The organism is Pontibacterium sinense (assembly GCF_015209595.1).
GTDB lineage: Bacteria > Pseudomonadota > Gammaproteobacteria > Pseudomonadales > Balneatricaceae > Pontibacterium > Pontibacterium sinense.
Genome location: NZ_JADEYS010000017.1, coordinates 48,791 through 73,325, shown reverse-complemented (window position 1 = coordinate 73,325; position 24,535 = coordinate 48,791). Strand labels below are relative to the sequence as shown.

Genomic DNA, 24,535 nt, shown 5'->3' with positions numbered 1-24,535 from the left:
CATGGGTCAACTTCTACGTTGCCTTATCTTCTCGATGCTGACGCTCAATATGAGTGGTTGTTCAGATACCATAGTTAAGAGTTTTGCTTTTCACCCCATGCGTTTTAACGCGGATCACTACAACCTGGACGACAGCGGTGTGCAGGATGTGGAATTTACCACCGAAGATCAGATCCGCTTGCATGCGTTTTATCTCCCCAATCCCGATAACAAAAAACTGGTGCTGTACTTCCACGGCAACTTTGGGCATTCGCTGCACCGTCTGAACTCCGCATGGCATCTGGCACAAACTGGCGTAAACGTCTTGCTGGTGGGCTACCGTGGCTACGGCCGCAGTGAAGGTGAACCCAGTGAAGACGGTGTATATAACGATGCCAAAGCGGCACTCAGATATGCCACCCAAGAACTGAACTTTGCGCCGGAGAATATCTTTGTCCTTGGACGCTCGCTGGGGTCTGCCGTGGCAGTGGATCTGGCGCAAGAGCGTGAGTTTGGCGGCTTAATTCTGGTGGGCACCTTTACCAGTGCACATGAAGTGATGAGCGAGGTCGGGATGGGCTGGTTACGCATGTTTGTGAACCGCCGTCCCTTTGATCAGACCGCCAAACTGGATCGGGTGACGGCTCCGGCCTTATTTATCCACGGCGAACGGGATCGGCAGATACCGCTTCAGTTAGCTGAGACGTTGTATCAAAACTATCCGTCCCCGTATAAAAGTATGGTGACCGTTGCCTATGCAGGGCATAACGATATCTTCCATCACCAGCGGGACAAGATCTGGACGCGGATCGCCGCATTTATCGATGCGCCCCAGAAAGAAAAAGGCCGGACGGAGTATTGGCAGGACGTGCAGTAATACACGGGAGATCCTGTTGCTGTAGCTTCTGAGCCAGGGGAGCTGCAGCTTCGTTTCTGCGTTGCTGAATATTGGAAGGGAAAATAAATCTGTCCCCATTGCATGTATAAAGAGCGTTTAGCGCTTTGATAGTCGGCGGCTACGATGATGCTGATCATCATGATCCCTATCAATTATGGTACCTGCCGGTGTTTTTGAATCAGTGTTACCATCTTTTGACGATCTTCAAGTCTGTTCCAGATAACACTGAAATGAGCGCGGTTGTATGAAGAGAAGTTCAGGATTTACCATCGTTGAGTTGGTTGTGGTGATTGCGATATTAGGCATTTTAGCCGCAGTGGCATTACCGAGGTTTCTGAATGTGACAACGGATGCGCGGATCTCCGTTCTTCAGGGGATTCAGGGCTCGATGCAATCTTTAGCGACGATGGTGCATCTGAAAGCACAGCTACAGGAAGTCGAGGATAACGGCTCGGATAGCGGACGCGCTATTACGACTGAATACGGTCTTATCGATACCTATTACAAATATCCGGAATCAAAAGCAGAAACCGGTAGCCGTTTGGGGATGCTTGAGTTGATCGATTTTCAGGCCGATTCGGATCTGAAGCAGAAGGTTACTAACAATTACGTACGTGCAGGCTATGACTTAACGGTAGGTAGCAGTGGCTGCTATATCGAATACTACGAAGCTTCCGCGTCCGGCCCACCGACGTATACCCTGGAAATTCGCGGCTGCTGATGGATTATCAGCAGTGTTGGGAGAGTGCTGACCTTTCCTGCGAATAACACGCTAATATCTCTGCACGACCCTCATTAAACTCTGAAGAGCCTATACTGAGCGCTATCGGTAGGGTGTCGTTCGGCTTTTCAGCGGTCGCCTTAACACGTAGATGCAACGCGTGGCCGGAAATACATGAAACTCAATGGATAGGGGTTAAGGGATGGATAGGGATGATCAGCGTGTATTCAGGTTTTCGTCAGCCTATTTTCTGCGGTTGGTGGGCATCGGTCTGGTGTTATGGGTTGCGATGAATTTGCTGGTGGGGAATCCGGCGTTTCAAGGGCAATACTATGTACTGGTATTCGCGCTGATCTATATCTATTTTCAGCGTAGCTACAAGCTGGATATGCGCCCTCAGTCGCTGGTGATCTGGCGCTTGGGCACATCCACTAAAGTGGATATAACGAAGGTGTTTCAGTACCGGCAACACAAAGGTGCGCTGATACTCCATCTGGATGACGGCGCACAGTATTCGATTCCATTCGCTCGCTTTAGCACCGAGGCCCGTGAATATCTGTTGCAGATACTGCCGGAACACACGGAAGATAAATCATCCGTTGGTAATGACGCTGAATCACAAGAGATCTTAGAGGCATTTCCTACGTCAGAGGCTTCGCTGCCTTTAGAGACGATGTCTCAACCCGAAGCTGAAACGGTGGTTCCCCCTCGGCCTGCAGCCGTGGCTCAACCACAAACCAGACGTTACCCACCACAAGGTGGTGTGCTTCCGACGCTATCCGTGAACAAAGCCCGATCTGAAATAGCTTTGATGCGCGCAACCGGATATTCGAAGAAGGCTATATTCGACACACTCAGGGGACGAGGTATCAGGGATGCAAAGCTTGCGTTGATCATTGCCGCTTCACCGGACAAAATTCTCTATGCACTGCATGGAACAAAAAACAGTGTGCTGATTTGGATAGTGTCAATTCAGGCTGCGCTGGCGGCATGGACGACCTATATGAACCTTCCCAAAGAGGGGATCAACATCTTCGTCGTGATTCCCGCTGTAATTGGGCTGCTATTTGTCTGGGGTTTTTACACTCATCGGCTGTTCGCGTATACGCTGTTTCTCATGCTGAGCCTGCCCATCTTTACTAGGACTGTGATGGAGGCGATGGTGATGGGAGACCTGGCATCAGGTATCGCCGTAGGGATCTCTATGGCGACTCTGGCTTACGTTTGGTATGTGCGCTCTCAGTTGTTTCCTGATATCCGTATGATCGGTGTCAGAAAAGACCGGCAGGGCAATTACCTCTTTGTTGATTGAAGGGTGACGGTTCACTGAAGCGGTAAATAAATCAGTCCCCTTTTAAGCGTTGCTAGCGCGGTGAAGTGTTCGTGACTGAACCTATTCCGCGTTCTTCCGATATTCATCCGGCGTCATGTTCAGCAGCCTGCGGAACATGGCGATAAACGCCGATGCCGTGCTGTAGCCCAGATCCAACGCGATGTTTTCAACCGTCACCCCCGCCTGCAACATCGGCATCGCGCGTACGACCTTCAGCCGCTGTCGCCATTCACTCAACGGCATACCCAGATCACGTTGGGCTTTTCGCGCGAGCGTGCGTTCGGTGGTGCCAAAGCGTTCCGCCAGTTCCCGCACAGAGCAGTTTTCGCCGGGATGATCTTCCAGATAGGCCTGTACCTTTGATAATGCCGGATCATTGGATGTAGGCAGATAACTCCCTGCGCAGGGGGCCTCACTCAATTGATCGACCACAACGTCCAGTAAGCGACTCTCTTGCACTGTGTAAGGTGTTTGGGGGGGATTAATCCGTAAGTGATTCAGCATTGCTCGCACCATCGCGTTGATAGTGAGTGCACAGGTGGTGCCAGGTAGGCCCTTCGCTTCAGCCAGAGTGGGATCGATATAGAGCGAGCAGTGCAGCGAGGCGTTGCGGTTGCCACCTCTATGCTCGGTTTCCGGTGGATGCCACAGGCCGTGGTTGGGTGGGACTCTGAAAAGTGAACCTTCCGCGTGTAGCTCCAGTACCCCCTGAAACGAAAACACGAACTCACCCCAACGGTGGGTTTGCGGTGGGTAGATGGTATCGCTGGGCATCACACGTTCAAAGAAAAACACCGGTTCGGGCAGTGTTTCAAAATCTAACGGTTGGTGAATATGGGGGCCTTGGGTCATAAGCTACTGGCTGATCTGCGTTATCGGTTGTCTTATTCTAGCTATATCGATTAATTCTGACAAAAGATAATGGCGTCAGTTCACTTCATTCACTCAATCACTGGGGGGCGCCATGGGCACTCGACAACCGTTAGATCTCTTTGCCATTACCAGTATGGTCATCTTCTGCATCGTGATGGCCTCGCAGCAGGTCATGCTAAAAGCGGTGGCAGAGGATATTGTGCCGGTGTTTCAAATTGCGTTGCGCTCCGGAATTGCCGCCGCACTGATTATCGTATTGATTCTGATACAACGACACAGGATGCCGCTGGCCCCGGAAAACCGGATTCCGGCGCTGCTGATTGGTGTGTTATTCACCCTGGAGTTTCTGTTTCTGGGTGAAGCTCTGAACGAAACCTCCGCCGGTCATGCAACCGTGTTTCTCTATACCTCGCCCATATTCGCCGCCATTGGTTTGCATATGAAAATCCCCAGCGAGCGTATGAGTCGCTTGCAGTGGTTGGGTATTCTGCTGGCATTCGGAGGGATCGTACTGGCCTTTCTGGGCGGTGACTCAACCGATGCGCTCAGTAGTGCCGTGCTGTGGGGAGACTTCCTTGCCCTGTTGGCGGGTGCCGCGTGGGGCTTAACCACCGTAGTCGTGCGTGCCACCGGTTTGAGTGCCTTGCCCGCCCGACAGACACTGCTCTACCAACTGCTGGTGGCCTTTGTCCTGCTAACGCTCTGGTCGTATATCACCGATCAGGCCGAGGTTAATTTAACACCAGAGGTATGGGGCAGTCTGGCGTTCCACGGCATCATCGTATCCTTCATTAGCTACCTGGGCTGGTTTTGGCTACTCACCAAATACAAAGCTTCCCAGCTGGGCATCCTCTCCTTTATGACCCCGGTGTTTGGTGTGCTACTGGGCAACTGGCTGCTGGGCGAGCGTATTGAAGCCAACTTTATATTCGGCTCAGGGCTGATCATCGGTGGCATTCTGTTGGTCAGCAGCCATGGTTGGCTACGCAAACGGCGGGAGAGGGCGGGTAAACCTGCTTAATCAAGACTCTGATGGAGATTCATCACAATCAGGTATTTCTGGTGCAATACGCTCTGCTATTGCACCTTACTTGCTAGATGGTGTGACTTGTTTATAGGTGTTTACTGGGTTCCATGGAGTTGTGAAGAACTGTCACCACGGTCAGATTATTTTTATCTGAGTAGTAAAAAACCGTATGGCTTTTAAAAGGGGAGCTTCTTATATCAGGGCGTAGCTCTGGGCGTAATGCACCGAGCTTAGGGGATCTGGCCAAAAGCTGGATCTTGGCTTGTAACTCTTTCACATAGAGCGTGGCTTGCCCACTGCCGAAGTTTTTTCTGGTATAGAGTACGATGGATCGAAGATCCTTCTTAGCTCGATCCGTGAGCTTAATGTTTAGCATCTATTTAGCTAGTTTCCTTAATTCTTCAAATACTGATTCACCATCGTGGATGCGTCCAGCTTCCAGATCGGCCATCCCTTCTTCAATTGCGGCTTTGAGTTGCTGCTCCTTGAAGGCTTGGTATTGCTCAAATTCTTCGTGGGATATCACCGCCGCGACGGGTTTCCCGTTGCGTGAGATACGAACCGCCTCAGACTGAGCTTTCAGGATTAAGTCACCAAACTCTCGCTTGGCTTCTGTTGCTGTGAGTTCCATAACTATCGCTCATTTTGATCAATTTGTGCGTTTTAATCATTATGGCATAGATTGCTATCTATCGTTCTTCACAACGGCGAATCGCCACCGGGTTTGTTCAGATCAAGACATAGGTAGAATCCCGACTGCAACTACTTGCACCAAAACCGATCACGTAGCACACTGCTGTTCAATAACCGGTCAGGACCGACCGCATAAGGATCAGATACAGGGTGTGTACGGTGCAGTGGATGCGTCTCCTCTTTTTACTTCTCATCGTCTCAGCACCGCTGCAGGCGGGCAATGTCGTGGCCAAAGCCTACGGTGTGTTTGTAAACGACCTTGCTAACAGCTACATGTCCTCCTACAACGATAGGGTCGGCATTGCGTTGGAATCTAAGCATGTGAACTACAACGGCCAGCCCGTCACGTTCCAGTATCAACTTTGGAAACTACGCAAACCCTCCGTCTGTGCCCAGCTACAGCATAACCTGCTCGAATACTCCAAATGTACCCGCGCTGCCCGAGCGCTATTCACTGAAACCTGCCAACACCTGACCAATCACCCCAGTGACCACTGGAAACACCTGAAACTAAAGAACCTCTACTGCGCCGCATCGGTGGAGTTTAAGCCGGTGGTGGCCGAAGTCGGGCGATCAACAGTTGTGGATGATCAGGAACTGCAGCGTCGACAGCAGTGTTCAGTGCTGAGGATTCAGGCGATGAGTAGTCGGGATGTGAGAACTATTCAGATGCGGGATGAGGTTTGTGGTGGTTCGAAGTGAGAGAGTTCTAAACGTATTTTGGCTTCATTTAGTATCAAAATATGAACTTTTTTTATAAATAGCTATGTTTTTGTTCTTCAGGATTTTTTATGTCTATAAAGGTAAAAAAAATTTCCCTTCATAATGTTAAGAGTTTCAAAGGTTATAAGGATTTTGATTTTGATGAAGGAGATAATATATTTGCAGTTAGTGGTAGGAATGGATCAGGAAAGACAACAATATTGAAAAGCCTTGTTCTTTTCCAAAAAGCATTTTTTGTAAAATACTGCGATTGTAATAAATATCGGGATGATTTTGAAAGAGAAGTGTTTAAGTTTCTTTCTGAAAATCATTCTTCAATAAAAATTATATTAAATATTGATGGTAAGGATAGAAGTTTTTTTCTAAAAAGAAGACAAGATGGTCCCTTTTTGTGGGATGTAGGAGGGGCGCAGCATTGTATCGATGATTTGGGGCGGTTTTGGAATTCTAGTAATCCTTCTTCATTGATATTGTTTATAGATGCTAGCAAAAGTTTTTCTGAAGACTCTGTTTCTCATCAATCAATAGGGGTTTCTAAAGTAAGACCGGTGGATCTTCTGATTGAGAGTATATTCTACCCGGATCGGGTTTTCTCAAATACTTATCAACGACTGGTTAATGACTATATATCGGATCGTTTGGTGCCATTGAAACCAGATAGGTTGCTTTATTATAAAGTAGCATCTAAGTTATTTAATGATTTGATTCCTGAGGTTGAACTTTCTAACTTCAGTGGTAAGCATAAAGATAATGAATTTGTTCTTTTAGGTAAAGGTAATAGGAATATAAAGCAGTCACCATATGATATAAGAGATTTTAGTTCGGGGGAAAAGGCTCTTTTTTGTTCGATGGTTTATCTTTGTATATCTGCATCTATAGGTATTCTTATAGTTGATGAGCCTGAAAACCACTTTCATGAAGAACTTCTCATTAGGTTTTCAAATGCATTGGAGGAGTTTTCTACTAAAGGGCACTTAGTGGAAAAATTAAAAGGTTTGGATGTAAATAGACAGATCAAGTCAGAATGGATTAGGAATGTTTATGGGGAACATAAAGTTGATCAGATCTTCTATTTAACGCACTCTAAGCCTCTAATTTACAAAATTTTCTCAACAGGTAAAAATTACTATATTGATGGAGAAATGAAACCGTTAGTAAAAAGCAAGGCTGAGGATTCGCTTAGGGAAATGGGGCTAAGTACAGTTTATAACAAGATTTTATTTGTTGAGGGGAAAGGAGATGCCTCTTTCCTTGAGTCTGTTGTAAGTGATCTTAACGTAAGGATTAAAGTTCTTGGGAGCTGTCAGGCGGTCTGTGATGCTTTTGAAAAGCTATCACTTGTTGAGCAGGATATTCATGATTCTATCTATTGTTTTATGATTGATAGAGATGGGAAAGATGATGATTATTTTAAGGGTCTAAGGAAGAAAAGTCCGAAATTCTATGACAATAGCTTTATTGTTCTTGATAAGCATGAGTTCGAAAATTATTTTTTGGATGAGAAGTTGTTGGTTCATTGCTATAACATGCTTGATGATTTAGGGGATGGGATTGATGAGGGGCAAGTTAAAAAGGATATTGTTGAAGAAATAGATAGGTCAAAATATATATTGCTTAGAAAGGAGAGTGCCTTAAGACTTCAGTATATAGCGAAAGAGTTTCTATTAGAAAGGATTTCAGGAAGGGAGGCTCCATTGGATGATATAGGTAAATATAAGGAGCATATAGAGGAGTTCTTTTTTCAAGAAGACTGTATCGAGGCATTTAAGAGTGTTTTGTTGGATGAGCATAAAGCTATATTTGATAAATATTCTGGACTTTCTGAGGGCGAGTTGTTTGATAATTGCGATGGAAAGAAAGTATTGTCTGGGATTTTGAATTTATATTCGAAAAAGCTTGAGGTCAAGACAAGTAAGTTGAAAAGAGTTGTCCATACCGAAGCAAAGAAGGATCATAAGTTTATAGCTTCGAACCTTATTGGCCGTATACAAGATGTGTTTTCGTGAACTTAAAAATATTTGGACTTCGTCGAATACTCTATCCGCTTCTACGAAGTTGAGCATTGTATGAATCAGTTGTAAAGGTGAGAGCTGTGCCGGGTTTATTAGGTATCTTTGAGTGAAAATGGAAAATAATTAATTTGTGGCACAGGCGTTAATCCCCTTCTGCGCAGCTGAGCATTGCAGAATTAAAACGTTAAAAGCGAATTCTGTCTGAGGCCGTAGGCCGAGTTTATTCGCTTAGTTTTATTTCGAAACGCGCAGGGAAGCCGCGAAGCGGGCAAGTAGTAGGGGCAGTGGGGATTGTTAAGGGGAAGCTGGCTTCCCCTTAACCACCGAACAGGTGGAAGAACACCGATATGCATTCCCACGCGGAGCATGGGAACGAGTAGGCGGTACTTCGGAAAGTATCTGGAATCCATGGATACACTGCACTCTGCAGGAGGCACGATAAATCGATGCCCTACAATGTCGGTGTTCACCGTGACATACGAATACAAAAAAGCCCGCAATCGCGGGCTTTTTCAATTCAGGACGTAAGGTAACTAACCCTTACAGCGCCTCAATCTTCGCGTACTGCTCGGCCAGCTTATCGTAAGCAGACTTCGCGTCTTCCAGCTTCTCACGCTCTTTCGCAATCACGTCGTCCGGTGCGTTGGATACGAAGCGTTCGTTGCTCAGCTTGCCTTCGAAACGGCCGACTTCTTTCTTCAGCTTATCCAGAGACTTCTGCAAACGGGCCAGTTCAGCATCTTTGTCGATCAGACCTGCCATTGGTACGAGGACTTCCATATCACCGGCCAGCTGAGTCGCAGACATCGGTGCTTCGTCGCCTTCGTTCAACCAGGTGATAGAACCCAGAGACGCCAGCTTGGACAGGAAGACTTCGTTGTTGTCCAGACGCTGTTTGTCGTCGGCGCTGCCGTTCTTGAACAGTACGTCCAGATCCTTCGCAGGGGAGATACCCATCTCACCACGGATGTTACGGATACCGGTGATGATCGCCTGTAGCCATTCGATCTCAGCTTCTGCCGCAGCGTCGTGCTTGGACTCATCAGCCACCGGGTAACCCTGCAGCATGATGGTGTCACCTTCAACACCCGCCAGTTCCTTAATGGACTGCCAGATCTCTTCAGTGATGTACGGCATGATTGGGTGCAGCAGACGCATGATCGCTTCCAGTGCACGCACCAGCGTACGACGGGTACCACGCTTCGCTTCAGCGGAGGCGTTGTCGTCCCACAGTACCGGCTTGGACAGCTCCAGATACCATGCGCAGTAGTCGTTCCAAACGAAGTCGTACAGTGTCTGAGCGGCGAGGTCGAAACGGTATTCTTCGAAGTGACGGTTCACTTCGGTTTCAACGCTCTGCAGCTTGCTGCTGATCCAGCGGTCTGCCAGTGACAGTTCAATATCACCACCGTTCTGGCCGCAGTCTTCGCCTTCGGTGTTCATCTGAACGTAACGGGCAGCGTTCCAGATCTTGTTACAGAAGTTACGGTAACCTTCCAGACGTTTCATATCCCAGTTGATGTCACGGCCGGTTGAGGCCAGTGCCGCCAGGGTGAAACGCAGGGCGTCGGTGCCGTGAGCAGCGATACCTTCAGGGAACTCTTTTTCGGTACGTTTGCCGATCTTCGCCGCCAGCTGTGGCTGCATCATGTTGCCACAACGTTTTTCCAGCAGATCCGGCAGTTCGATACCGTCGATCATGTCCAGTGGGTCCAGTACGTTACCTTTGGACTTGGACATCTTGTCGCCGCCTTCGTCACGGATCAGACCAGTAACGTATACGGTTTTGAACGGTACCTGTGGTTTGCCGTCTTCATCTTTCATGAAGTGCATGGTCATCATGATCATGCGCGCCACCCAGAAGAAGATGATGTCGAAACCGGTCACCAACACGTCGGTTGGGTGGAAGGTTTTCAGACGCTCGGTCATTTCCGGCCAGCCCAGTGTGCCGAAGGTCCACAGTGCGGAGCTGAACCAGGTATCCAGTACGTCGTCGTCCTGACGCAGTTCGGTGTCCAGTGCCAGACCGTATTTCTCACGTGCGGCGTCTTTGTCGTTGGCAACGTAGACGTTACCTTCGTTGTCGTAGAACGCTGGAATACGGTGGCCCCACCACAGCTGACGGGAGATACACCAGTCCTGAATGTCACGCATCCAGGCGTTGTACATGTTCTCGTACTGCTGAGGGACAAATTTGATGTCGCCGTTTTCAACCGCTTCAACCGCCGGTTTTGCCAGCGTTTTCGCATCGGCAAACCACTGGTCGGTCAGCATCGGTTCGATAACAACACCACCACGGTCACCGTACGGTACGGTCATGTCGTTTTCTTCGATCTTCACCAGCAGGCCGGCTTCTTCGAAGTCAGCTACGATTTCACGGCGTGCCGCGAAACGTTCCATGCCACGGTATTTTTCCGGGATGGTGGTGTCTATGTTGTTGTTTGGTGTGCCGTCGGTGTTGAAACCTTCCGCTTCGTCACGGATATCAGCGTTGTAGGTCAGCACGTTGATCATTGGCAGACCGCAGCGTTTACCCACTTCGTTATCGTTGAAGTCGTGCGCCGGGGTGATCTTCACGCAACCGGTGCCTTTCTCCATATCAGCATGGTCGTCACCGACGATTGGGATACGACGGCCAACCAGTGGCAGTACGATCTCTTTACCGATCAGGTCCTTGTAACGCTCATCGTCCGGGTTCACCGCAACGCCGGTATCACCCAGCATGGTTTCTGGTCGGGTTGTACCCACCACGATGAAGTCGTCGCCTGCTGCAGTTTTGACGCCATCTGCCAGAGGATAGCGCAGGTACCACATCTTGCCTTTGGTCTCTTTGTTCTCAACTTCGAGGTCAGAGATGGCGGTGTGCAGTTTAGGGTCCCAGTTCACCAGACGTTTGCCACGGTAAACCAAACCTTCGTCATACAGGCGGATGAAGACTTCCTGTACGGCGTTGTAGAAACCGGAATCCATGGTGAAGCGTTCGGTAGGCCAGTCGACGGAGTTACCCAGACGACGCATCTGGTGGGTGATGGTGCCACCGGACTCTTCTTTCCATTCCCAGATCTTTTCGATGAACGCATCACGTCCCAGATCGTGGCGGGATTTGCTCTCTTCGGCGGCCAGCTTACGCTCAACGACCATCTGAGTGGCAATACCGGCGTGGTCAGTACCTACCTGCCACAGAGTGTTTTTACCCTGCATACGTTTGTAGCGGGTGAGGGCATCCATAATGGTGTGCTGGAAAGCGTGACCCATGTGCAGGCTGCCGGTGACGTTTGGCGGCGGAATCATGATGCAGTAGGAGTCGCCTTCGCCGGATGGGGCGAAGTAGTTGTTCTCTTCCCAGGTCTTATACCAGGATTTCTCAATCTCGTGTGGCTGGTAGGTTGTTTCCATTAGATTCTGGCTTCTCTAATATTCATTCAAATTAATCGACGAATTATACCGGTTGCGGGCGATGGAATGTAGGGCTGAGTTTGCGGTCTAACTTCAAAATCGACATTAGGGGGATAATCTTTATGGATGATCACCTTCGTACAGCCTTCAGACGCCGTGGTTTTCTACCCGCCGAAGACCCGGACAGCCGTTTAACACTCGGTGAACGCTTTGAAATCATCGATCAGATCGGCAACGATCTGCCCAGTTTGTTGTTAGAACCTGAATTTCGTTCATACATGCGTGCTCAGGTCCTGCCGGAATGGCCCCATCCCAATATTCCACCCAAATTGCTGTCCCAAGCGCATCTCTACTATCTGCGGCTGGGGTTTATCGCTTCAGGTTATATCAATCAGATAGGCCAGCCCGTGACCCACTCACTGCCGGCCAATATCGCCCGTCCGTTGTGTCAGATTGCGGAGCTGCTGGAGCGCCCGCCTATGCTGAGCTACGACGGTTATGCACTGTATAACTGGAAGCGTTTTGATCCGGACAGGGGGATTGAACTGGGCAACATCGATACCGTGCAGAACTTTGTCCATCTTTACGACGAGCACTGGTTTATTTTGATTCACGTAGAGATCGAGGCGCTGGCGGCCCGGATGATGGACGCAATGATGACGTTGGACGATTCAGCGGGCGTTGATGACCATGACGCTGTGGATAACAGCCTGCTGCAGATCTCGGCGGCACTGGATAACGTTCTGCAGGTGTTGCGCCGGATACCGGAGAAAATGTCAGACGAGTTGTACTTCAGCCGTTTCCGGCCCTATATCGGTCAGTTTCGGGATGTGACCTATGAATCGATGGGTCAGGTGGTGAATTTCCGCGGCGAAACCGGGGCACAGAGTTCGATGATGCCGATGTTGGTGGAGTTTATGAAAATCCCTCATCAGCCCAACCGTCTGATCAGTCACTTGAACGACATGCGTCACTATATGCCAAAAGCCCATGTGGAGTGGCTGGATGTGGTGCATGCGATGCCGGATGTAAGACCGGTCGCAACCCCGGAGACCTTCAATCGGGTGTTGGAGCAGATGGCCGAGTTTCGGGAGGTGCATTACCACTGGGCGATCAAATACATCGCACGGCGCTGCAACGATCAGCACGGTACGGGTGGGACGCCGTACCTGAAATGGCTGAAGTATCTGATTGATGAAACCCGACAGCATCAGGTTCAGGGGTAATTGATAAGGGGCTGCGATGCCCCTCTCTTTGACGGCGGATTAGCTGGCGATTTTGTCCGCGGCTCTTTCGATTTTAGGACGGACTTTGGTCGCATCCAGATAGGCAACGTAGTTGGCAGGGACGTCGCGCTGAATGACGGTGTTGGCACCAATTTTGGCACCAAAGCCAATGCGTACGTCGCCAAATGCACGTGCGCCAGCAAACAGTTTGCAGCCATCTTCCAGTATCGGTGCTTTACCGTGCCACTCGCCCAGCGTGACTTGCTGGAACAGGTCCACTTCAGCGCCGATCACCGCGCTGTCATTGATAACCACGCCCGTTGGATGGGGCAGGTAGAGGCCGGGGCCCACATCCATATTGGATGGGATTTTTGTATCAGAGATCAGCAGTCGACTGAGCTCAAGGGCGATATCCAGCGGCAACATCAGTTTCCAGAGTGGGCCCCCAAACTTGCGCAAGCGACGGAGGCGATAACAGAAGGTTACCCAGAATCCGGCGTGGCGCCAGCGGGCGTATCGCTGCCTGTCTGCGCTGATGTTTATCAGAGTTTCCTGGAGTGTCACTCTGCGTGTCATTCTGCCAATCCTTTAGTTTTCAAGATGTAAGACCGTTCGTATAACTGTCAGGCTAAATGGAGTCAACCAGTGTTAGTGCTCCTAATGACGCCAAGCAGGGAATTATAAAATACAGACGCGTCGACTGTTATACCTTATGAAACAAAGAGTTCCGCCTCTGTGTGTGTCGCGCTTCGAAAAAAAATCACGCGGTATTTAAGGATATTGAGCAATGATTACGAAATGACGTCTATAGTTTTTTTTAGGCCAGATGTACTTGAGGTGACCGTAGGGGTGGTGACCGAAAGAGGCTCATCTTCTTGTCAGGGGCAAAAGAAGGGGCTGATATGTATCGGGTTTGGAAGGCCATATTTTGGCTGTTTTTATGTGTTTGTCATCGGATGGGGTTCAGAGCAGGGCGTGAGTCCGGACCTATTTTTATAGTCGGTCTGCCGCGCTCGGGGTCGAGTTGGGTCGGAGGGTGTCTGGGGATAAGTTCCTCTGCATTGTACTACCGTGAACCTTGCACACGGGCATACTCCGCAGCCAATGAGGGGCGTGTGGTGTTCGAGGTCACACCGGATAACGTGCCTGACGCTTACCTGCGCTCCAGTCAAAAACTCTGTTGCCATTCACCCTATATTCGTCCCTCCGTGGTGGCTTATCCACATCAGTGGCCACCATTTTCACGCAATGTTCGGGTGCCCGTGGTGAAGGAAGTGAATCCTCTGGCCTGCAGTTGGTTTATCGATCGCTTTAATCCACGCATGGTGGTGGTACTGGTGCGCCATCCGGCGGGAATTGCGTCCAGCATGCGCACGCTCGGCTGGGTGTTGGGAGAGGGCAGTACGCTGGATGACTGGCGGTGTTTTGGGTCTCGGGTTGCGCGGGAATGGCAACAGATGCTGGAGCAGATCGCCGATTGTGATCAGGTCAAAATTGTTCGCTATGAAGATGTCTGTCAGGCACCGCTTGAGACCTTTCAGGGACTTTATCGGGAGCTGGGGCTGGAATGGAGCGCAATGAGTGAGCAGTGGGTGAGAGGCAGTTCAAATGCCAAACTGCAATCAAAAGATCATTTCAGTATTCGACGTGACAGTGTCAAAAATGCCTATCGCTGGCGTGAGTCGGTCACTCAGGATCAGCTTCAGGCGTTAATGGAAGGGTACGCCGAATATGAGCTTCCTGACTGGTATCAGACATAGGTCCGTGGTGTGAACACGGGCGATGAGAGCAGCATACAACCGGATGAAGTGTTGGTGTGTATGCTGCTTAGGTAACGGTGTGAGTCAAAGCGGAGCTTAGCGGCGCATATCGTTCATACGTACCGTAATATTGTTGTCCTGATACAGACGGTAATTCTTACGGGTCGCCTGTAAAACGTCGGGTACTTGTACCACCACTTCCAGAATACGCGCGTATTTCAGGGCGTCTTCCGGTAGATCCAGTGCCATGTTTACAAACACTTGTTGGTGCTCCGGACGCTGATCATCCCAGCCCAATGTGATCGGTGCAGTGGATTCACTGCCAATCAGGGTATGGGGCAGAAACGCTTCCGGTTTGTGTTCCCACAGCAGCTGGTCCAGATGTCTCGCCTCTTCCTCACTGCCGCAGTGGATGTGAAGCGGTTTGCCCGCCCCCATTACTTTCTCGCACAGGCGGCAGAGAAACAGGGAACGGGCTTCCGGATCAGAGGCCGGGAGGACATAAAAGTCCGCTTCGCTCATATCAGTCGGTCGCCGCCAGATTCATCAGGTGCTGGCTCAGCAGGGGTACACAACGTCCGGTAGCGCCTTTGTCTTTACCTTTGCTGTTCCAGGCAACACCGGCAATATCCAGATGTGCCCAACGGTAGCTTTTGGTGAAGCGGGACAGGAAGCAAGCCGCGGTCACGGTACCGGCTGGAGGTCCACCGATATTGGCAATATCAGCGAAGTTGGAGTCCAGCTGTTCCTGATACTCATCCCACAACGGCAGACGCCATGCTTTATCCGCCGCCTGATCACCTGCCTGTAGCAGGGAGTTTGCCAGCGCGTCATCATTACTCAGCAAGCCAGTTGCGTGGTGACCCAATGCCACAATGCAGGCACCGGTGAGGGTCGCTACATCAACCACGGTTTCAGGCTCGAAACGCTCGGCATAGGTCAGGGCATCACAGAGTACCAAACGGCCTTCGGCATCGGTATTCAGGATTTCAACGGTCTGACCGGACATGGTCGTCACAATGTCACCCGGTTTAGTCGCGCAACCACTTGGCATGTTCTCAGCCGCAGCGACGATACCCACAACGTTGAGCTCAAGGTTCATTTCGCACAGGGAGGTCATTGCACCTATGACAGATGCTGCACCACACATGTCGAATTTCATTTCGTCCATGCCTGCGCCACCTTTCAGGCTGATGCCGCCGGTATCAAAGGTGATGCCTTTGCCGACCAGCGCGTGATTCTTCGCGCCTTCTTCTCCGCCTTTGTAGTGCATCACGATCAGCTTGGATGGCTGGTCACTGCCGTTACCAACAGACAGCAAGCTGTGCATGCCCAGCTGGGCCATCTCATCTTCTTCGAGGATGCTGACTTCTAGTGCATCGTGCTCTTCGCCTAGTGCTAGTGCCTGTTCAGCCAGATAGGTCGGGGTACAGATATTGCCCGGCAGGTTGCCCAGTTCACGGGCAGTGCTGATGCCATTAACCAGCGCAACGCCGTCCATGACGGCATATTCGCCCAGTTCGGAATCATCTTCGCTGAGCAGAACTGCGATCCTGTCCAGTGAGACTGGGTCAGCTTTTTTGCTTTTGGTTTCGTCGTAAATGTATAGCTCGGAGCCTGCCCATTCAATCAGGTGGCGGATCTGACGGTACTGGTCGTCATCATTGCTGCCGAGACCGTCCAGTGCGAACACGGCACTTTGAGCGCGCACGCCCTTAATGGCGGTCATTGCAGATTTGATGATCTTGCGGTAGTTGCGATCATTACGCTCACCGCTTTCGCCCAGACCGATCAACAGTACACGGCGTGCAGTCACGCCCGGTACTTTTTGCAGCAACAGTGTTTGTGCTGTTTTGCCCTGAATATCGCCGCCCCCGACGATATCAGCGATGTAGCCCTGTGCTGCTTTGTCCAGCGCGCTGGCGGACGGTGACAGCTGTCCATCGGCTTCAATACCCACGATCAGACATTCAGTTTCACAGGTGGCGACATCGCCGTTAACAATTTCAAAATCCATGCTGACTCCAAACAAAAGACGGCTGCTTTACTGTCTGTACACGTTGATTCGGTGTTGAATTCTCTCGGGAAATACTCACTTACTCGCTATAAGTTGGGTACTCACGAAAAAATATGCCTTGTCTTCGGACGTCCTGCGCGTATTGCAGGGGTCTGAGCAAGACATTGTGTACAGATTAAAGGATAATTATCGGTCCACTATAAACCATTTTCAGTTCGTAACAGAGTAGCGGATGTGATCGTTTTTCGATATTTGGCACGGGAAGTGTTGTACAGCATGGTTGCCGTGACCGGTGTTTTATTGCTGATTTTGGTCAGCGGTCGTTTTATTAAGTATCTCTCTGAAGCAGCTTCCGGTGATCTCTCTGCGGATGTTCTTTTTGAAATCATGGCGTACCGAATTCCGGGGTTTCTGGAACTGATCCTGCCTTTAGGTTTGTTTCTTGGCATATTGCTGGGTTATGGCCGTCTCTATCTGGAAAGTGAGATGGTGGTGCTGAAAGCCTGTGGTATTAGCCAGAAACGTTTAGTGGGGTATGCCATGGGGCCTGCGCTGCTAGCGGCGGGTATCGTGGGGATGTTGAGCCTTTGGATTTCACCGATGGGTGCGGATGCTACGGTTAAGATTTTTGACGAGCAGAAATCCCGCAGTCAGCTGGATAGCCTGACGGTGGGCCGCTTTCAAACGCATAACGGACAACAGCGACGGGTTTCATATACCGATAAAGTGGGTGATGACGGTTCCTTGGGGCGGGTATTCCTGATGGAACAGGCCCCGAACGGTCTGCCGGTGGTTGTGGTTGCGGAGTCGGGTGAAAAAAGCAGTGGCGGAGAAAGTGGTCAGCAATTCCTGGTACTGACAAATGGCGTGCGTTATGAAGGCCGCCCGGGTGAAGCCGCTTTCACCGAAACCCAGTTTGGCGAATACGGTGTGCGTCTGAAGCCACCCGAAATTATTTCCGGCATTACAAAAGCCTCAGCTAAACCCACCTCGGAATTGATGCGCTCCACGAATCGGGTGGATCAGGCACAGTTGCATTGGCGATTCTCCCTGCCGATTTTGGCGTTGGTGGTTACGTTACTGGCGGTACCGTTGAGTCAGGTGAATCCGCGTCAGGGGCGGTACGCTAAGATGCTGCCATCCATTATTTTGTACCTGCTTTATCTGATGATTCTCAGTACTGCGCGCAGTCAGATAGAAGATGGCAAAGTGGGCGTTGAAGCTCTGTATGGCGTTCATCTGGTCTTTTTGACGATTGCATTGAATCTACTGTTTCTTGGTCGATTCTGGCGCAACCTGTTTGATCGTATTCCAACACCTCGCTTTTCACGAAAAGGAGGTGAGGCATGATGATGAATCGTATCGATCGGTATATTACCCGTCACGTGTTGGGGGCGATATTTATCGTGATGCTGGTCATCGTGGGTCTGGATCTACTGTTTACATTGGTAGATCAATTGCCGGATCTTACGCCTAACTATCAATTTAACGATGCGCTTTATTATGTGGTGATGACAGGCCCGCGTCGTCTGTACGAACATATCCCGTTGTGTAGCTTGATCGGGTGCCTGCTGGGTTTGGGTACGTTGGCCACGTCGTCGGAACTGACGGTGATGCGTGCGGCGGGTGTTTCCACGTTTCGTATTATTACGGCGGTGATGAAACCGGTACTGGTGATTATTATCGGTGCGTTGTTACTGGGTGAATACGTTGTGCCTAAGTCTGAGCAGGAAGCGCAAAGTTATCGGACCATTACAATCGCGGGTGGGCGTGTGGGTGCTACCAGTCTTGGGCAAGGGCTATGGCACCGTGAAGGGCGCACTTTTCTGCATGTAGAGACGATCTCGCTGGAAGGGGAGGTGCACGGTATAACCCGCTACCAGTTTGATGAAAATTGGTCGTTGTCCCGCTCGAGCTTTGCCCGTACAGGTACATTCACCGGTGATGGCTGGTTGCTGCACAATGTTGTTGAAACTCAGTTTTTGGGAGACAGCACGAAGGTTGAGCAGCGGGCTACGGAGGAGTGGATCTCAGGTATGACACCGTCGTTGTTATCCACGTTGATCATGGAGCCAAGCAACCTGTCGATTACGGGTCTGCATACCTACAGTAACTATCTCGGGGAGCAGGAACTATCGGCTGCGGATTACGAGGTGGCGTTTTGGAGTAAGGTGCTACAGCCGTTGTCGATTATGGGGTTAGTATTAATCGCGGTGTCCTTTATCTTTGGCCCTTTACGCAGTGTGACCGTAGGTCAGCGCCTGATTGCGGGTGTGATCGTTGGATTGGTCTTTAAGTTGATGCAGGACCTGCTGGGCCCTGCGAGCACGGTATATGGGTTAGCACCTATTCTGGGGGTCACCGTACCAATCGTATTGAGTTTCCTGATTGGTTGGCGTTTGCTGCGGCGCGCGGGTTAGCGGCAATTTAGATAAAAAAAGGCGACCCCGGTGGTAATCAGGGTCGCCTTTTTTTGTGTCTGTTTATACGCTTAGGCTTTCTTTGCTTTCGTCTTTTTACTTGGCTTAGGCAGCTCTACAACGCATGTTTTTGACGCCAGATCATGCCACGCCATTTTCTCTTTGTTGAAAAACATCCATAGATATCCCAAACCAGCCGGAGCAATCGAGATACCCGCAACGATGAAGCGGATCAGCGCCTGAGTCAGCGTCAGGTGTTCCCCTTCCGGTGTCTGTACGCGTAGACGCCAAGCCAGCATACCCAGCGTTTGACCATTGCGTGTCCAGAAGAAGGCAAAGAAGCAAAAAGTAATAATGAACAGCAGAGAGTGAAACAGCGGGCTAGTCTGCGCTTGACCATGATTGATGGCTACCGCGACAAAGCCAATTATCATCCACAATGCGACAACAATCATAAAGTCATACAACAGCGCTCCCAGTCGTTTAAACGGGGAAGCGGTTTTAACCTGATCGAACGTTTCTGGAAAGCGGCGCTGCATAGTGTTTATCCGATGGTTCAGTCCTGTGAGCCGGGCATTTTATCAGGGCGCAGAACGAATAAGTAGGTATCTGAGAGAAGAGAGCCCGGAAAGGAAAGTTCGCTTTCCGGGTGTGATTGTCCTGTTAACAAGCGCTGCGCGAGCAGGTTTCGTTGGGTAGGGCAAATAACGGGCGTAGATAGGTTCCTAGCAGACTGCCAATAAATGCTGCTACTAACCACAACCAGCCGTGCAAACTGCCCGATACGATACCACCGAAGTAGGCGCCAATATTGCAACCAAAGGCAATTGTGGCCCCGTAGCCCAGCATCAAACCACCCAAAATAGCGGCCAGCCAGTGTTGCCATGGCAGACGCCACTGGAGGGAGAATTTACCGGCCAGAGATGCGGCGATTAATGCGCCGAGTACAACGCCAATATTGATGACAGAGAATGCATCGTACTGCAGCGGTTCGCCAAGTGCAGTTTCGCGACCGGGTTGTAGCCAATAGGTCCAGAAATCCAGCTCCAGTTCCAGCTCCAACAGCATCGCCAGCTTTGCGCCCCACAGAGGGTAAGCGACCGCGACGGCCCACGGGTTACCGATCATCGCCAGGGTCACAAAATTCAATAATGCGAGGGCGACAGCTCCCCAAATAAAAGGCCAGGGGCCGGAGATCAGGCGCTGAGCCATGCTGCGACCACGACCGGCATCATCTTTTTCAACATTGCCGTGGTAGCGTTTTTCCAGCCAGATGGTGAAAGCTGCGATACTCGCGAAGAGTGCCAGGTTTACGCCAATCGCTAAGAAAACACCCAGATCATCCACCAGTGAGACGGGCGCGATCTGTGGTAGTCCGGTCCACCATTCGTAATCTTTGGTGGCCCAGAGTGCGCCGATGGTGAAGCCAATCATGCTTGGAATCGCGCGTAGTTGACCCCCACCAACGTGGTAAAGGTTACCTGACGCACAGCCGTTGCCGAGCTGCATGCCGATACCAAAAATGAAGGCGCCGACCAGCACGGACCAGCCCAGCGGACGTATAAAGCCGCGCACTTCTGTGCCAAACAGCTCACCGACACTTAACGCCGGGAAAAACAGGCAGACCCCCACGGCGAGCATTAACATTTGCGCGCGTAAGCCTTTTCCTCGCCGGTTGATGATGAAATGACGCCACGCGGTGGTGAAGCCAAAGGCGGCATGGTAAAGGGTTACTCCCAGCAGGGTTCCTACCAGAAGTAGCAGGGCCTGTTTCTCACTGACATCTTGCTGCAGCCATAGCAGTCCTCCGCCCAGCAGGACAAAAGAAAAGATCAGAATGAGTTTAGATTCGATTGATTTTACGGTTGAGGTATCAGAAACGGCTGTGTTCACACTGCTCATGTGTTTTTTCGCATAGAACTTGAGTGATTATTAGAATTGATGGGGCATTCTATCACAGTGCGTCAGGTGGTGATAATTTGACCAATGCCGTATGGAGGAAAATCGGAGGTAGGGTGTGTGCCACAGTTCCCGTATGAGAACTGTGGCGGCTAAGCGCTTGGGTGATGGCGCTTATTTGTAAGGTGCTACGTACTGCTGGTAGTAACTGTCAGACAACTCTTTTGCCGCTTCCATCTGGCTGTCACTGAGTTTCATGACCAGTCGACGTTCGATTGCTTGCGCGGTGTTGTTACCCAGTTGTGCAGCGTTATGCATCCAGGCATAGGCGATTACGTTGCTGTCGCGCGAGGTGTCTGTGCCATGTTCATTGGAGTACAGGGTACCCAGGAAGAACATCGCATCCGTGTGACCTTGTTTGGCTGCTTTACGGTACCAACGCTCTGCTTCCGCGAAGTTTTGTTCGACACCGGTACCAAAATTGTATGCACGACCAATGTTGTGCTGGGCAGATACTAACCCTGCTTCTGCTGCTTTGGTGTACCAGTTGAATGCTTCGACCGGATTGCGGCTCAGGCCATAACCGAATTCGTTCATTACGCCAAGGCGATTCATGGCGGATGCATCGCCTGCTTCAGCGGCAGGTATTACGGTTTTCAGTTCAACCTGGAACTCTTGGTTTTTAAGCGCACGCAGGCTATTTACACTGTCCAGATGGCCGATATTGGCACCGCGGGTATAAAAACGCTTCGCTTTTTCGACGTCTTTCTCTACGCCCCATCCATTTTCATACATCTGGCCCAGCATGTTGGTTGCATCGGGATCGCCATCCTTCGCCAGAGGCTCCAGTTCCTTAAGCGCCGCACTGTAATTTTGGCTGTCAAAAGCACGCGCGCCTTTGCCCAGGTCGGCTGCAAGAAGAGCTGGAGTGTTTAAACTAAGCAGCAGTGCCGCTGCAAGAAGCGTTTTTTTGTTCATCGAAACGTCGCCCATAGGTAGTTTGGGATCGAAAATTTGGCGCCTATTATAACGGCGTCAGCCCTGATGAGAAAATGAACAGGCTCAACCGCAAAAATTGTCAATCTGTGCACTTTATGCGGTGACGCTGTTTTAGGGGGTTCTAATATTGCGGCGATTCTACCGCAAATGCACAAAAATAGGCAGTCATCTACCGGCTATGGTACCGGATTACTCGGATTTTTTGATATATGTCAGGCAGGAAAAGGCGCGGTGAGGGTGTGTTGCTGTTTACCAATTAGTCGATAATATCGTCGATATCAGGACCAGGTAATCAGTTCGACACCATCGAAGGAGAGTTCAGAGCCATCGGCAAAGCTGATGATGCCGATGCTGTCGGGGGTGAGCGCAAGGGCCTGATCGGCTTTATCAAAGCTGACGACTTCATTGTTGATGAAGATCTGCCAGAGATAATCTTCATCCGTGTCGATATGGATTGTATCCGTCCAGCCGTTGCTGCTCTCGCCACCGTGGAAATGATTCTGGCCCTGGTTGACGCTGGCGAAGTACGTATCGTTGCCGCTGCCACCGTATATGGTGTCGTTACCGGCACTGCCGTAGAGCTGGTCGTTACCGCTGCCGCCATAGAGTTGATCGTGACCGGCGCCCGCACGAAGGGAATCATCACCTTCACCGCCATGCAGGTAGTTGTTTCCATCCCCTGCGATGAGGGTGTCGTTATCGTTGCCGCCGTGCAGGGTATCGTCCCCTGATCCGGTCTGGATATAGTCGCTGCCATCATCGCCGACGACAAAGAAACGGCCGGGACTATAAAGATCTATAAGCTCAAACGTATCATTGCCGCTGCCCAGATAGATCTCGCCGTCACCGGACTGCACGCTCACCTGATCGTTACCGGTTCCGGCGATAATATTGTAGCTGCCATGGGTTGCGAACAGTATGTCATGGCCCGCACCGCCATTGAGAATATCCTGACCGCTACCGCTGTATATAACGTCGTCACCATCGCCGCCGTACAGGGTATCGTTGCCTGAACCCGTGGTGATCCGGTCGTTTCCATCGCCTGCCACGACAAAACTGTCACCGCCGCTTTCGGGCAGTAGCAGCTCAAAGATATCATCGCCGATTCCGAGATAGGCTTCGTTATGTCCAGAACCGACAGACACAGTGTCATTGCCTGAGCCTGCCACAATTGTCTTGTCGCCGTTGCCCGCTGTCAGGGTGTCGTTGCCGGCGCCGCCGTTCAGGGTGTCGTTGCCATCACCGCTGTGAATGATGTCGTTACCGGTGCCGCCATAGATCGTATCGTTGCCCGCGCCCGTGGTGACCTGATCATCCCCTTCATCGGCGGCAACAAACTGGCTGCCGAGAGATGTGAGATCGAGTATCTGGTAGCTGTCGTTGCCTGCGCCAAGGTAGGCTTTATTACTGCCCGCTACTGCGGTGACCGTATCCATACCGTCCCCGGCAACAAAGGTGTTGTCGCCAGATCCTGCAATGAGGGTGTTGTCGCCGTTCCCTGCGTGAAGGTAGTTGTTCCCTTCGCCGCCGTTGATTGTATCGTTCCCTTCACCGCCGTAGACGGTGTCGTTCCCAGCACCTGTAATGACGTTGTCGTCGCCTTCGTCGGCAGCAATAAAGTTATCGCCGGCCAGCGCCAGGTCCAGCAGGCTGAAGGTGTCATCGCCACCGCCGAGATAGATGAAATTGTCACCATTTCCTGCGGTGACCCGATCATTACCGTGGCTGCTATAGACGGTGTTATTGCCATCGCCGGTGTGAATAATGTCATTGCCTGCACCGGCATTGATCAGATCGTTGCCTGTGCCGCTGTCGATAGTGTCATGGCCTTGACCGCCATAGATCTCGTCATTGCCTGCGCCTGTTGTTACGCTGTCATCACCGTCATCAGCTGCGACAAACTGGTCACTGACATGTGTGCGATCCAGCACCGTAAAACTGTCGTTACCGTTACCGAGCAGGATCTGACTGGTGCCGGATGTCAGGATAACCGTATCATCGCCATTGCCGCCGATCAGTGTGTGATGTCCGTGGCCTGCACGAAGGGTATCATTTCCTTCACCGCCGCTGAGGTAGTTATCTCCAGACTGACTGATCAGGGTGTCATCGCCATCACCACCGTACAGAGTATCGTTACCAGCGCCCGCATCCAGGGTGTCATTACCGTTGCCACCGTGAAGGGTGTCGTTCCCTGCGGCTGTGGTGATGTCGTCATCACCCTCATCCCCAAGGACAAGGTGGCTACCTGTTGAGCTGGTGTCGAGTACGCGGAAGGTATCCTGGCCATCGCCAAGGTAGGCTTCAGAGGTGCCGGAGTTAATTTCAACGGTATCGTTACCGGCGCCAGCGACAAGGAGAAATTCGCCGTCATCCGCTAATAAAAGGTCATCGCCATCGAAGCCGTGAAGGGCGTCGGTGCCTGATCCGCTGTGAAGGCGGTCATCCTGATCGCTACCCAGGAGTACATCATTATCAGACGTACCGCTGAGGTCTGTATGCTGTGCCTGAGTATGTGCGTCCGACATCGTTTAACCCTTTGGATCGCTGGAAGCCTGAATG

At 50.9% G+C, this 24,535-nt stretch carries 21 protein-coding genes; 10 read left to right on the top strand and 11 right to left on the bottom strand.

The genetic code is table 11. The annotated features are described in order from the left end of the window. Nucleotide 1 precedes the first annotated feature (1 nt). The 3 genes from IOQ59_RS15735 to IOQ59_RS15725 all read left to right on the top strand — a co-directional run bounded on the left by IOQ59_RS15735 (nt 2) and on the right by IOQ59_RS15725 (nt 2,910). Entirely contained in the window at nt 2-856 is an 855-nt protein-coding gene (locus IOQ59_RS15735; RefSeq protein WP_193954405.1) for an alpha/beta hydrolase, read from the top strand. A 265-nt stretch (nt 857-1,121) separates the two neighbouring features. After that, complete coding sequence (locus tag IOQ59_RS21475) at nt 1,122-1,598, top strand: type II secretion system protein (protein ID WP_193954404.1); 477 nt, start codon at nt 1,122-1,124, stop codon at nt 1,596-1,598. 202 nt (nt 1,599-1,800) lie between these two features. Beyond that, complete coding sequence (locus IOQ59_RS15725; protein WP_193954403.1) at nt 1,801-2,910, top strand: hypothetical protein; 1,110 nt, start codon at nt 1,801-1,803, stop codon at nt 2,908-2,910. An 81-nt stretch (nt 2,911-2,991) separates the two neighbouring features. On the opposite strand, the gene IOQ59_RS15720 is transcribed toward IOQ59_RS15725, so the two are convergent. After that, on the bottom strand, nt 2,992-3,783 hold the full coding sequence (locus tag IOQ59_RS15720; RefSeq protein ID WP_193954402.1) for an AraC family transcriptional regulator: 792 nt from the start codon (nt 3,781-3,783) through the stop codon (nt 2,992-2,994). A gap of 112 nt (nt 3,784-3,895) precedes the next feature. Here IOQ59_RS15720 and IOQ59_RS15715 point away from each other — a divergent pair, with 112 nt between their 5' ends. After that, nucleotides 3,896-4,825 (top strand): DMT family transporter, encoded by a 930-nt coding sequence (locus IOQ59_RS15715; RefSeq protein ID WP_193954401.1) that lies wholly within the window; start codon nt 3,896-3,898, stop codon nt 4,823-4,825. A 91-nt stretch (nt 4,826-4,916) separates the two neighbouring features. Here the strand turns inward: IOQ59_RS15715 and IOQ59_RS21650 are convergent, their stop codons facing one another. Continuing rightward, a complete protein-coding gene (locus IOQ59_RS21650) occupies nt 4,917-5,207 on the bottom strand; it encodes a type II toxin-antitoxin system RelE/ParE family toxin (protein WP_193954400.1) in 291 nt (96 codons plus the stop codon). Continuing rightward, nucleotides 5,208-5,462, bottom strand: a complete 255-nt coding sequence (locus IOQ59_RS15705) for a type II toxin-antitoxin system prevent-host-death family antitoxin (protein ID WP_193954399.1) — start codon at nt 5,460-5,462, stop codon at nt 5,208-5,210. A gap of 230 nt (nt 5,463-5,692) precedes the next feature. On the opposite strand from IOQ59_RS15705, the gene IOQ59_RS15700 reads away from it, so the two are divergent. Together IOQ59_RS15700 and IOQ59_RS15695 are read left to right on the top strand one after the other, a co-directional pair. Beyond that, the gene (locus tag IOQ59_RS15700) at nt 5,693-6,226 is read left to right on the top strand and encodes a hypothetical protein (protein WP_193954398.1); all 534 of its coding nucleotides are present in this window, start codon (nt 5,693-5,695) and stop codon (nt 6,224-6,226) included. Between the two features lie 89 nt (nt 6,227-6,315). Then, complete coding sequence (locus IOQ59_RS15695; protein ID WP_193954397.1) at nt 6,316-8,253, top strand: AAA family ATPase; 1,938 nt, start codon at nt 6,316-6,318, stop codon at nt 8,251-8,253. A 546-nt stretch (nt 8,254-8,799) separates the two neighbouring features. On the opposite strand, the gene IOQ59_RS15690 is transcribed toward IOQ59_RS15695, so the two are convergent. After that, nucleotides 8,800-11,655 (bottom strand): valine--tRNA ligase, encoded by a 2,856-nt coding sequence (locus IOQ59_RS15690; protein WP_193954396.1) that lies wholly within the window; start codon nt 11,653-11,655, stop codon nt 8,800-8,802. A gap of 122 nt (nt 11,656-11,777) precedes the next feature. Between IOQ59_RS15690 and IOQ59_RS15685 the strand changes: the two genes are divergently transcribed. After that, complete coding sequence (locus tag IOQ59_RS15685) at nt 11,778-12,881, top strand: PrnB family protein (protein ID WP_193954395.1); 1,104 nt, start codon at nt 11,778-11,780, stop codon at nt 12,879-12,881. A 39-nt stretch (nt 12,882-12,920) separates the two neighbouring features. Here the strand turns inward: IOQ59_RS15685 and IOQ59_RS15680 are convergent, their stop codons facing one another. Next, nucleotides 12,921-13,457: a serine acetyltransferase gene (locus tag IOQ59_RS15680; protein ID WP_193954394.1), complete on the bottom strand. Its 537-nt coding sequence runs from the start codon at nt 13,455-13,457 to the stop codon at nt 12,921-12,923. Between the two features lie 326 nt (nt 13,458-13,783). Here IOQ59_RS15680 and IOQ59_RS15675 point away from each other — a divergent pair, with 326 nt between their 5' ends. Next, a complete protein-coding gene (locus tag IOQ59_RS15675) occupies nt 13,784-14,641 on the top strand; it encodes a sulfotransferase (RefSeq protein ID WP_307727019.1) in 858 nt (285 codons plus the stop codon). Nucleotides 14,642-14,737: 96 nt separating this feature from the next. Here IOQ59_RS15675 and IOQ59_RS15670 read toward each other — a convergent pair whose 3' ends face one another. Continuing rightward, a complete protein-coding gene (locus IOQ59_RS15670; RefSeq protein ID WP_193954392.1) occupies nt 14,738-15,163 on the bottom strand; it encodes a DNA polymerase III subunit chi in 426 nt (141 codons plus the stop codon). Nucleotide 15,164: 1 nt separating this feature from the next. Further along, entirely contained in the window at nt 15,165-16,658 is a 1,494-nt protein-coding gene (locus IOQ59_RS15665) for a leucyl aminopeptidase (protein WP_193954391.1), read from the bottom strand. A 234-nt stretch (nt 16,659-16,892) separates the two neighbouring features. On the opposite strand from IOQ59_RS15665, the gene lptF reads away from it, so the two are divergent. Together lptF and lptG are read left to right on the top strand one after the other, a co-directional pair. Then, nucleotides 16,893-18,008: an LPS export ABC transporter permease LptF gene (gene lptF / locus IOQ59_RS15660; RefSeq protein ID WP_193954390.1), complete on the top strand. Its 1,116-nt coding sequence runs from the start codon at nt 16,893-16,895 to the stop codon at nt 18,006-18,008. Then, nucleotides 18,005-19,078: an LPS export ABC transporter permease LptG gene (gene lptG, locus IOQ59_RS15655; protein WP_228050941.1), complete on the top strand. Its 1,074-nt coding sequence runs from the start codon at nt 18,005-18,007 to the stop codon at nt 19,076-19,078. Before lptF ends, lptG begins: the two co-directional genes overlap by 4 nt. Before the next feature lie 71 nt (nt 19,079-19,149). On the opposite strand, the gene IOQ59_RS15650 is transcribed toward lptG, so the two are convergent. The 4 genes from IOQ59_RS15650 to IOQ59_RS15635 form a co-directional block, all read right to left on the bottom strand. Continuing rightward, on the bottom strand, nt 19,150-19,617 hold the full coding sequence (locus tag IOQ59_RS15650) for an RDD family protein (protein ID WP_193954389.1): 468 nt from the start codon (nt 19,615-19,617) through the stop codon (nt 19,150-19,152). A gap of 124 nt (nt 19,618-19,741) precedes the next feature. Beyond that, nucleotides 19,742-20,980, bottom strand: coding sequence for a YeeE/YedE family protein (locus IOQ59_RS15645; protein WP_193954388.1), 1,239 nt, complete (start codon nt 20,978-20,980; stop codon nt 19,742-19,744). 171 nt (nt 20,981-21,151) lie between these two features. After that, entirely contained in the window at nt 21,152-21,955 is an 804-nt protein-coding gene (locus IOQ59_RS15640) for a tetratricopeptide repeat protein (protein ID WP_193954387.1), read from the bottom strand. Nucleotides 21,956-22,254: 299 nt separating this feature from the next. Continuing rightward, nucleotides 22,255-24,501: a calcium-binding protein gene (locus IOQ59_RS15635; RefSeq protein ID WP_193954386.1), complete on the bottom strand. Its 2,247-nt coding sequence runs from the start codon at nt 24,499-24,501 to the stop codon at nt 22,255-22,257. Nucleotides 24,502-24,535: the final 34 nt, after the last annotated feature.

Coding starts and splice junctions, on each gene's coding strand:
- IOQ59_RS15725 (WP_193954403.1), top strand. CDS start 1,801: ATGGATAGGGATGATCAGCGTGTATTCAGGTTTTCGTCAGCCTATTTT.
- IOQ59_RS15680 (WP_193954394.1), bottom strand. CDS start 13,457: ATGACACGCAGAGTGACACTCCAGGAAACTCTGATAAACATCAGCGCA.
- IOQ59_RS15715 (WP_193954401.1), top strand. CDS start 3,896: ATGGGCACTCGACAACCGTTAGATCTCTTTGCCATTACCAGTATGGTC.
- IOQ59_RS15695 (WP_193954397.1), top strand. CDS start 6,316: ATGTCTATAAAGGTAAAAAAAATTTCCCTTCATAATGTTAAGAGTTTC.
- IOQ59_RS21475 (WP_193954404.1), top strand. CDS start 1,122: ATGAAGAGAAGTTCAGGATTTACCATCGTTGAGTTGGTTGTGGTGATT.
- IOQ59_RS15650 (WP_193954389.1), bottom strand. CDS start 19,617: ATGCAGCGCCGCTTTCCAGAAACGTTCGATCAGGTTAAAACCGCTTCC.
- IOQ59_RS15640 (WP_193954387.1), bottom strand. CDS start 21,955: ATGAACAAAAAAACGCTTCTTGCAGCGGCACTGCTGCTTAGTTTAAAC.
- IOQ59_RS15720 (WP_193954402.1), bottom strand. CDS start 3,783: ATGACCCAAGGCCCCCATATTCACCAACCGTTAGATTTTGAAACACTG.
- IOQ59_RS15735 (WP_193954405.1), top strand. CDS start 2: ATGGGTCAACTTCTACGTTGCCTTATCTTCTCGATGCTGACGCTCAAT.
- IOQ59_RS21650 (WP_193954400.1), bottom strand. CDS start 5,207: ATGCTAAACATTAAGCTCACGGATCGAGCTAAGAAGGATCTTCGATCC.
- IOQ59_RS15690 (WP_193954396.1), bottom strand. CDS start 11,655: ATGGAAACAACCTACCAGCCACACGAGATTGAGAAATCCTGGTATAAG.
- IOQ59_RS15705 (WP_193954399.1), bottom strand. CDS start 5,462: ATGGAACTCACAGCAACAGAAGCCAAGCGAGAGTTTGGTGACTTAATC.
- IOQ59_RS15670 (WP_193954392.1), bottom strand. CDS start 15,163: ATGAGCGAAGCGGACTTTTATGTCCTCCCGGCCTCTGATCCGGAAGCC.
- IOQ59_RS15700 (WP_193954398.1), top strand. CDS start 5,693: ATGCGTCTCCTCTTTTTACTTCTCATCGTCTCAGCACCGCTGCAGGCG.
- IOQ59_RS15685 (WP_193954395.1), top strand. CDS start 11,778: ATGGATGATCACCTTCGTACAGCCTTCAGACGCCGTGGTTTTCTACCC.
- IOQ59_RS15675 (WP_307727019.1), top strand. CDS start 13,784: ATGTATCGGGTTTGGAAGGCCATATTTTGGCTGTTTTTATGTGTTTGT.
- IOQ59_RS15635 (WP_193954386.1), bottom strand. CDS start 24,501: ATGTCGGACGCACATACTCAGGCACAGCATACAGACCTCAGCGGTACG.
- IOQ59_RS15665 (WP_193954391.1), bottom strand. CDS start 16,658: ATGGATTTTGAAATTGTTAACGGCGATGTCGCCACCTGTGAAACTGAA.
- lptG (WP_228050941.1), top strand. CDS start 18,005: ATGATGATGAATCGTATCGATCGGTATATTACCCGTCACGTGTTGGGG.
- IOQ59_RS15645 (WP_193954388.1), bottom strand. CDS start 20,980: ATGAGCAGTGTGAACACAGCCGTTTCTGATACCTCAACCGTAAAATCA.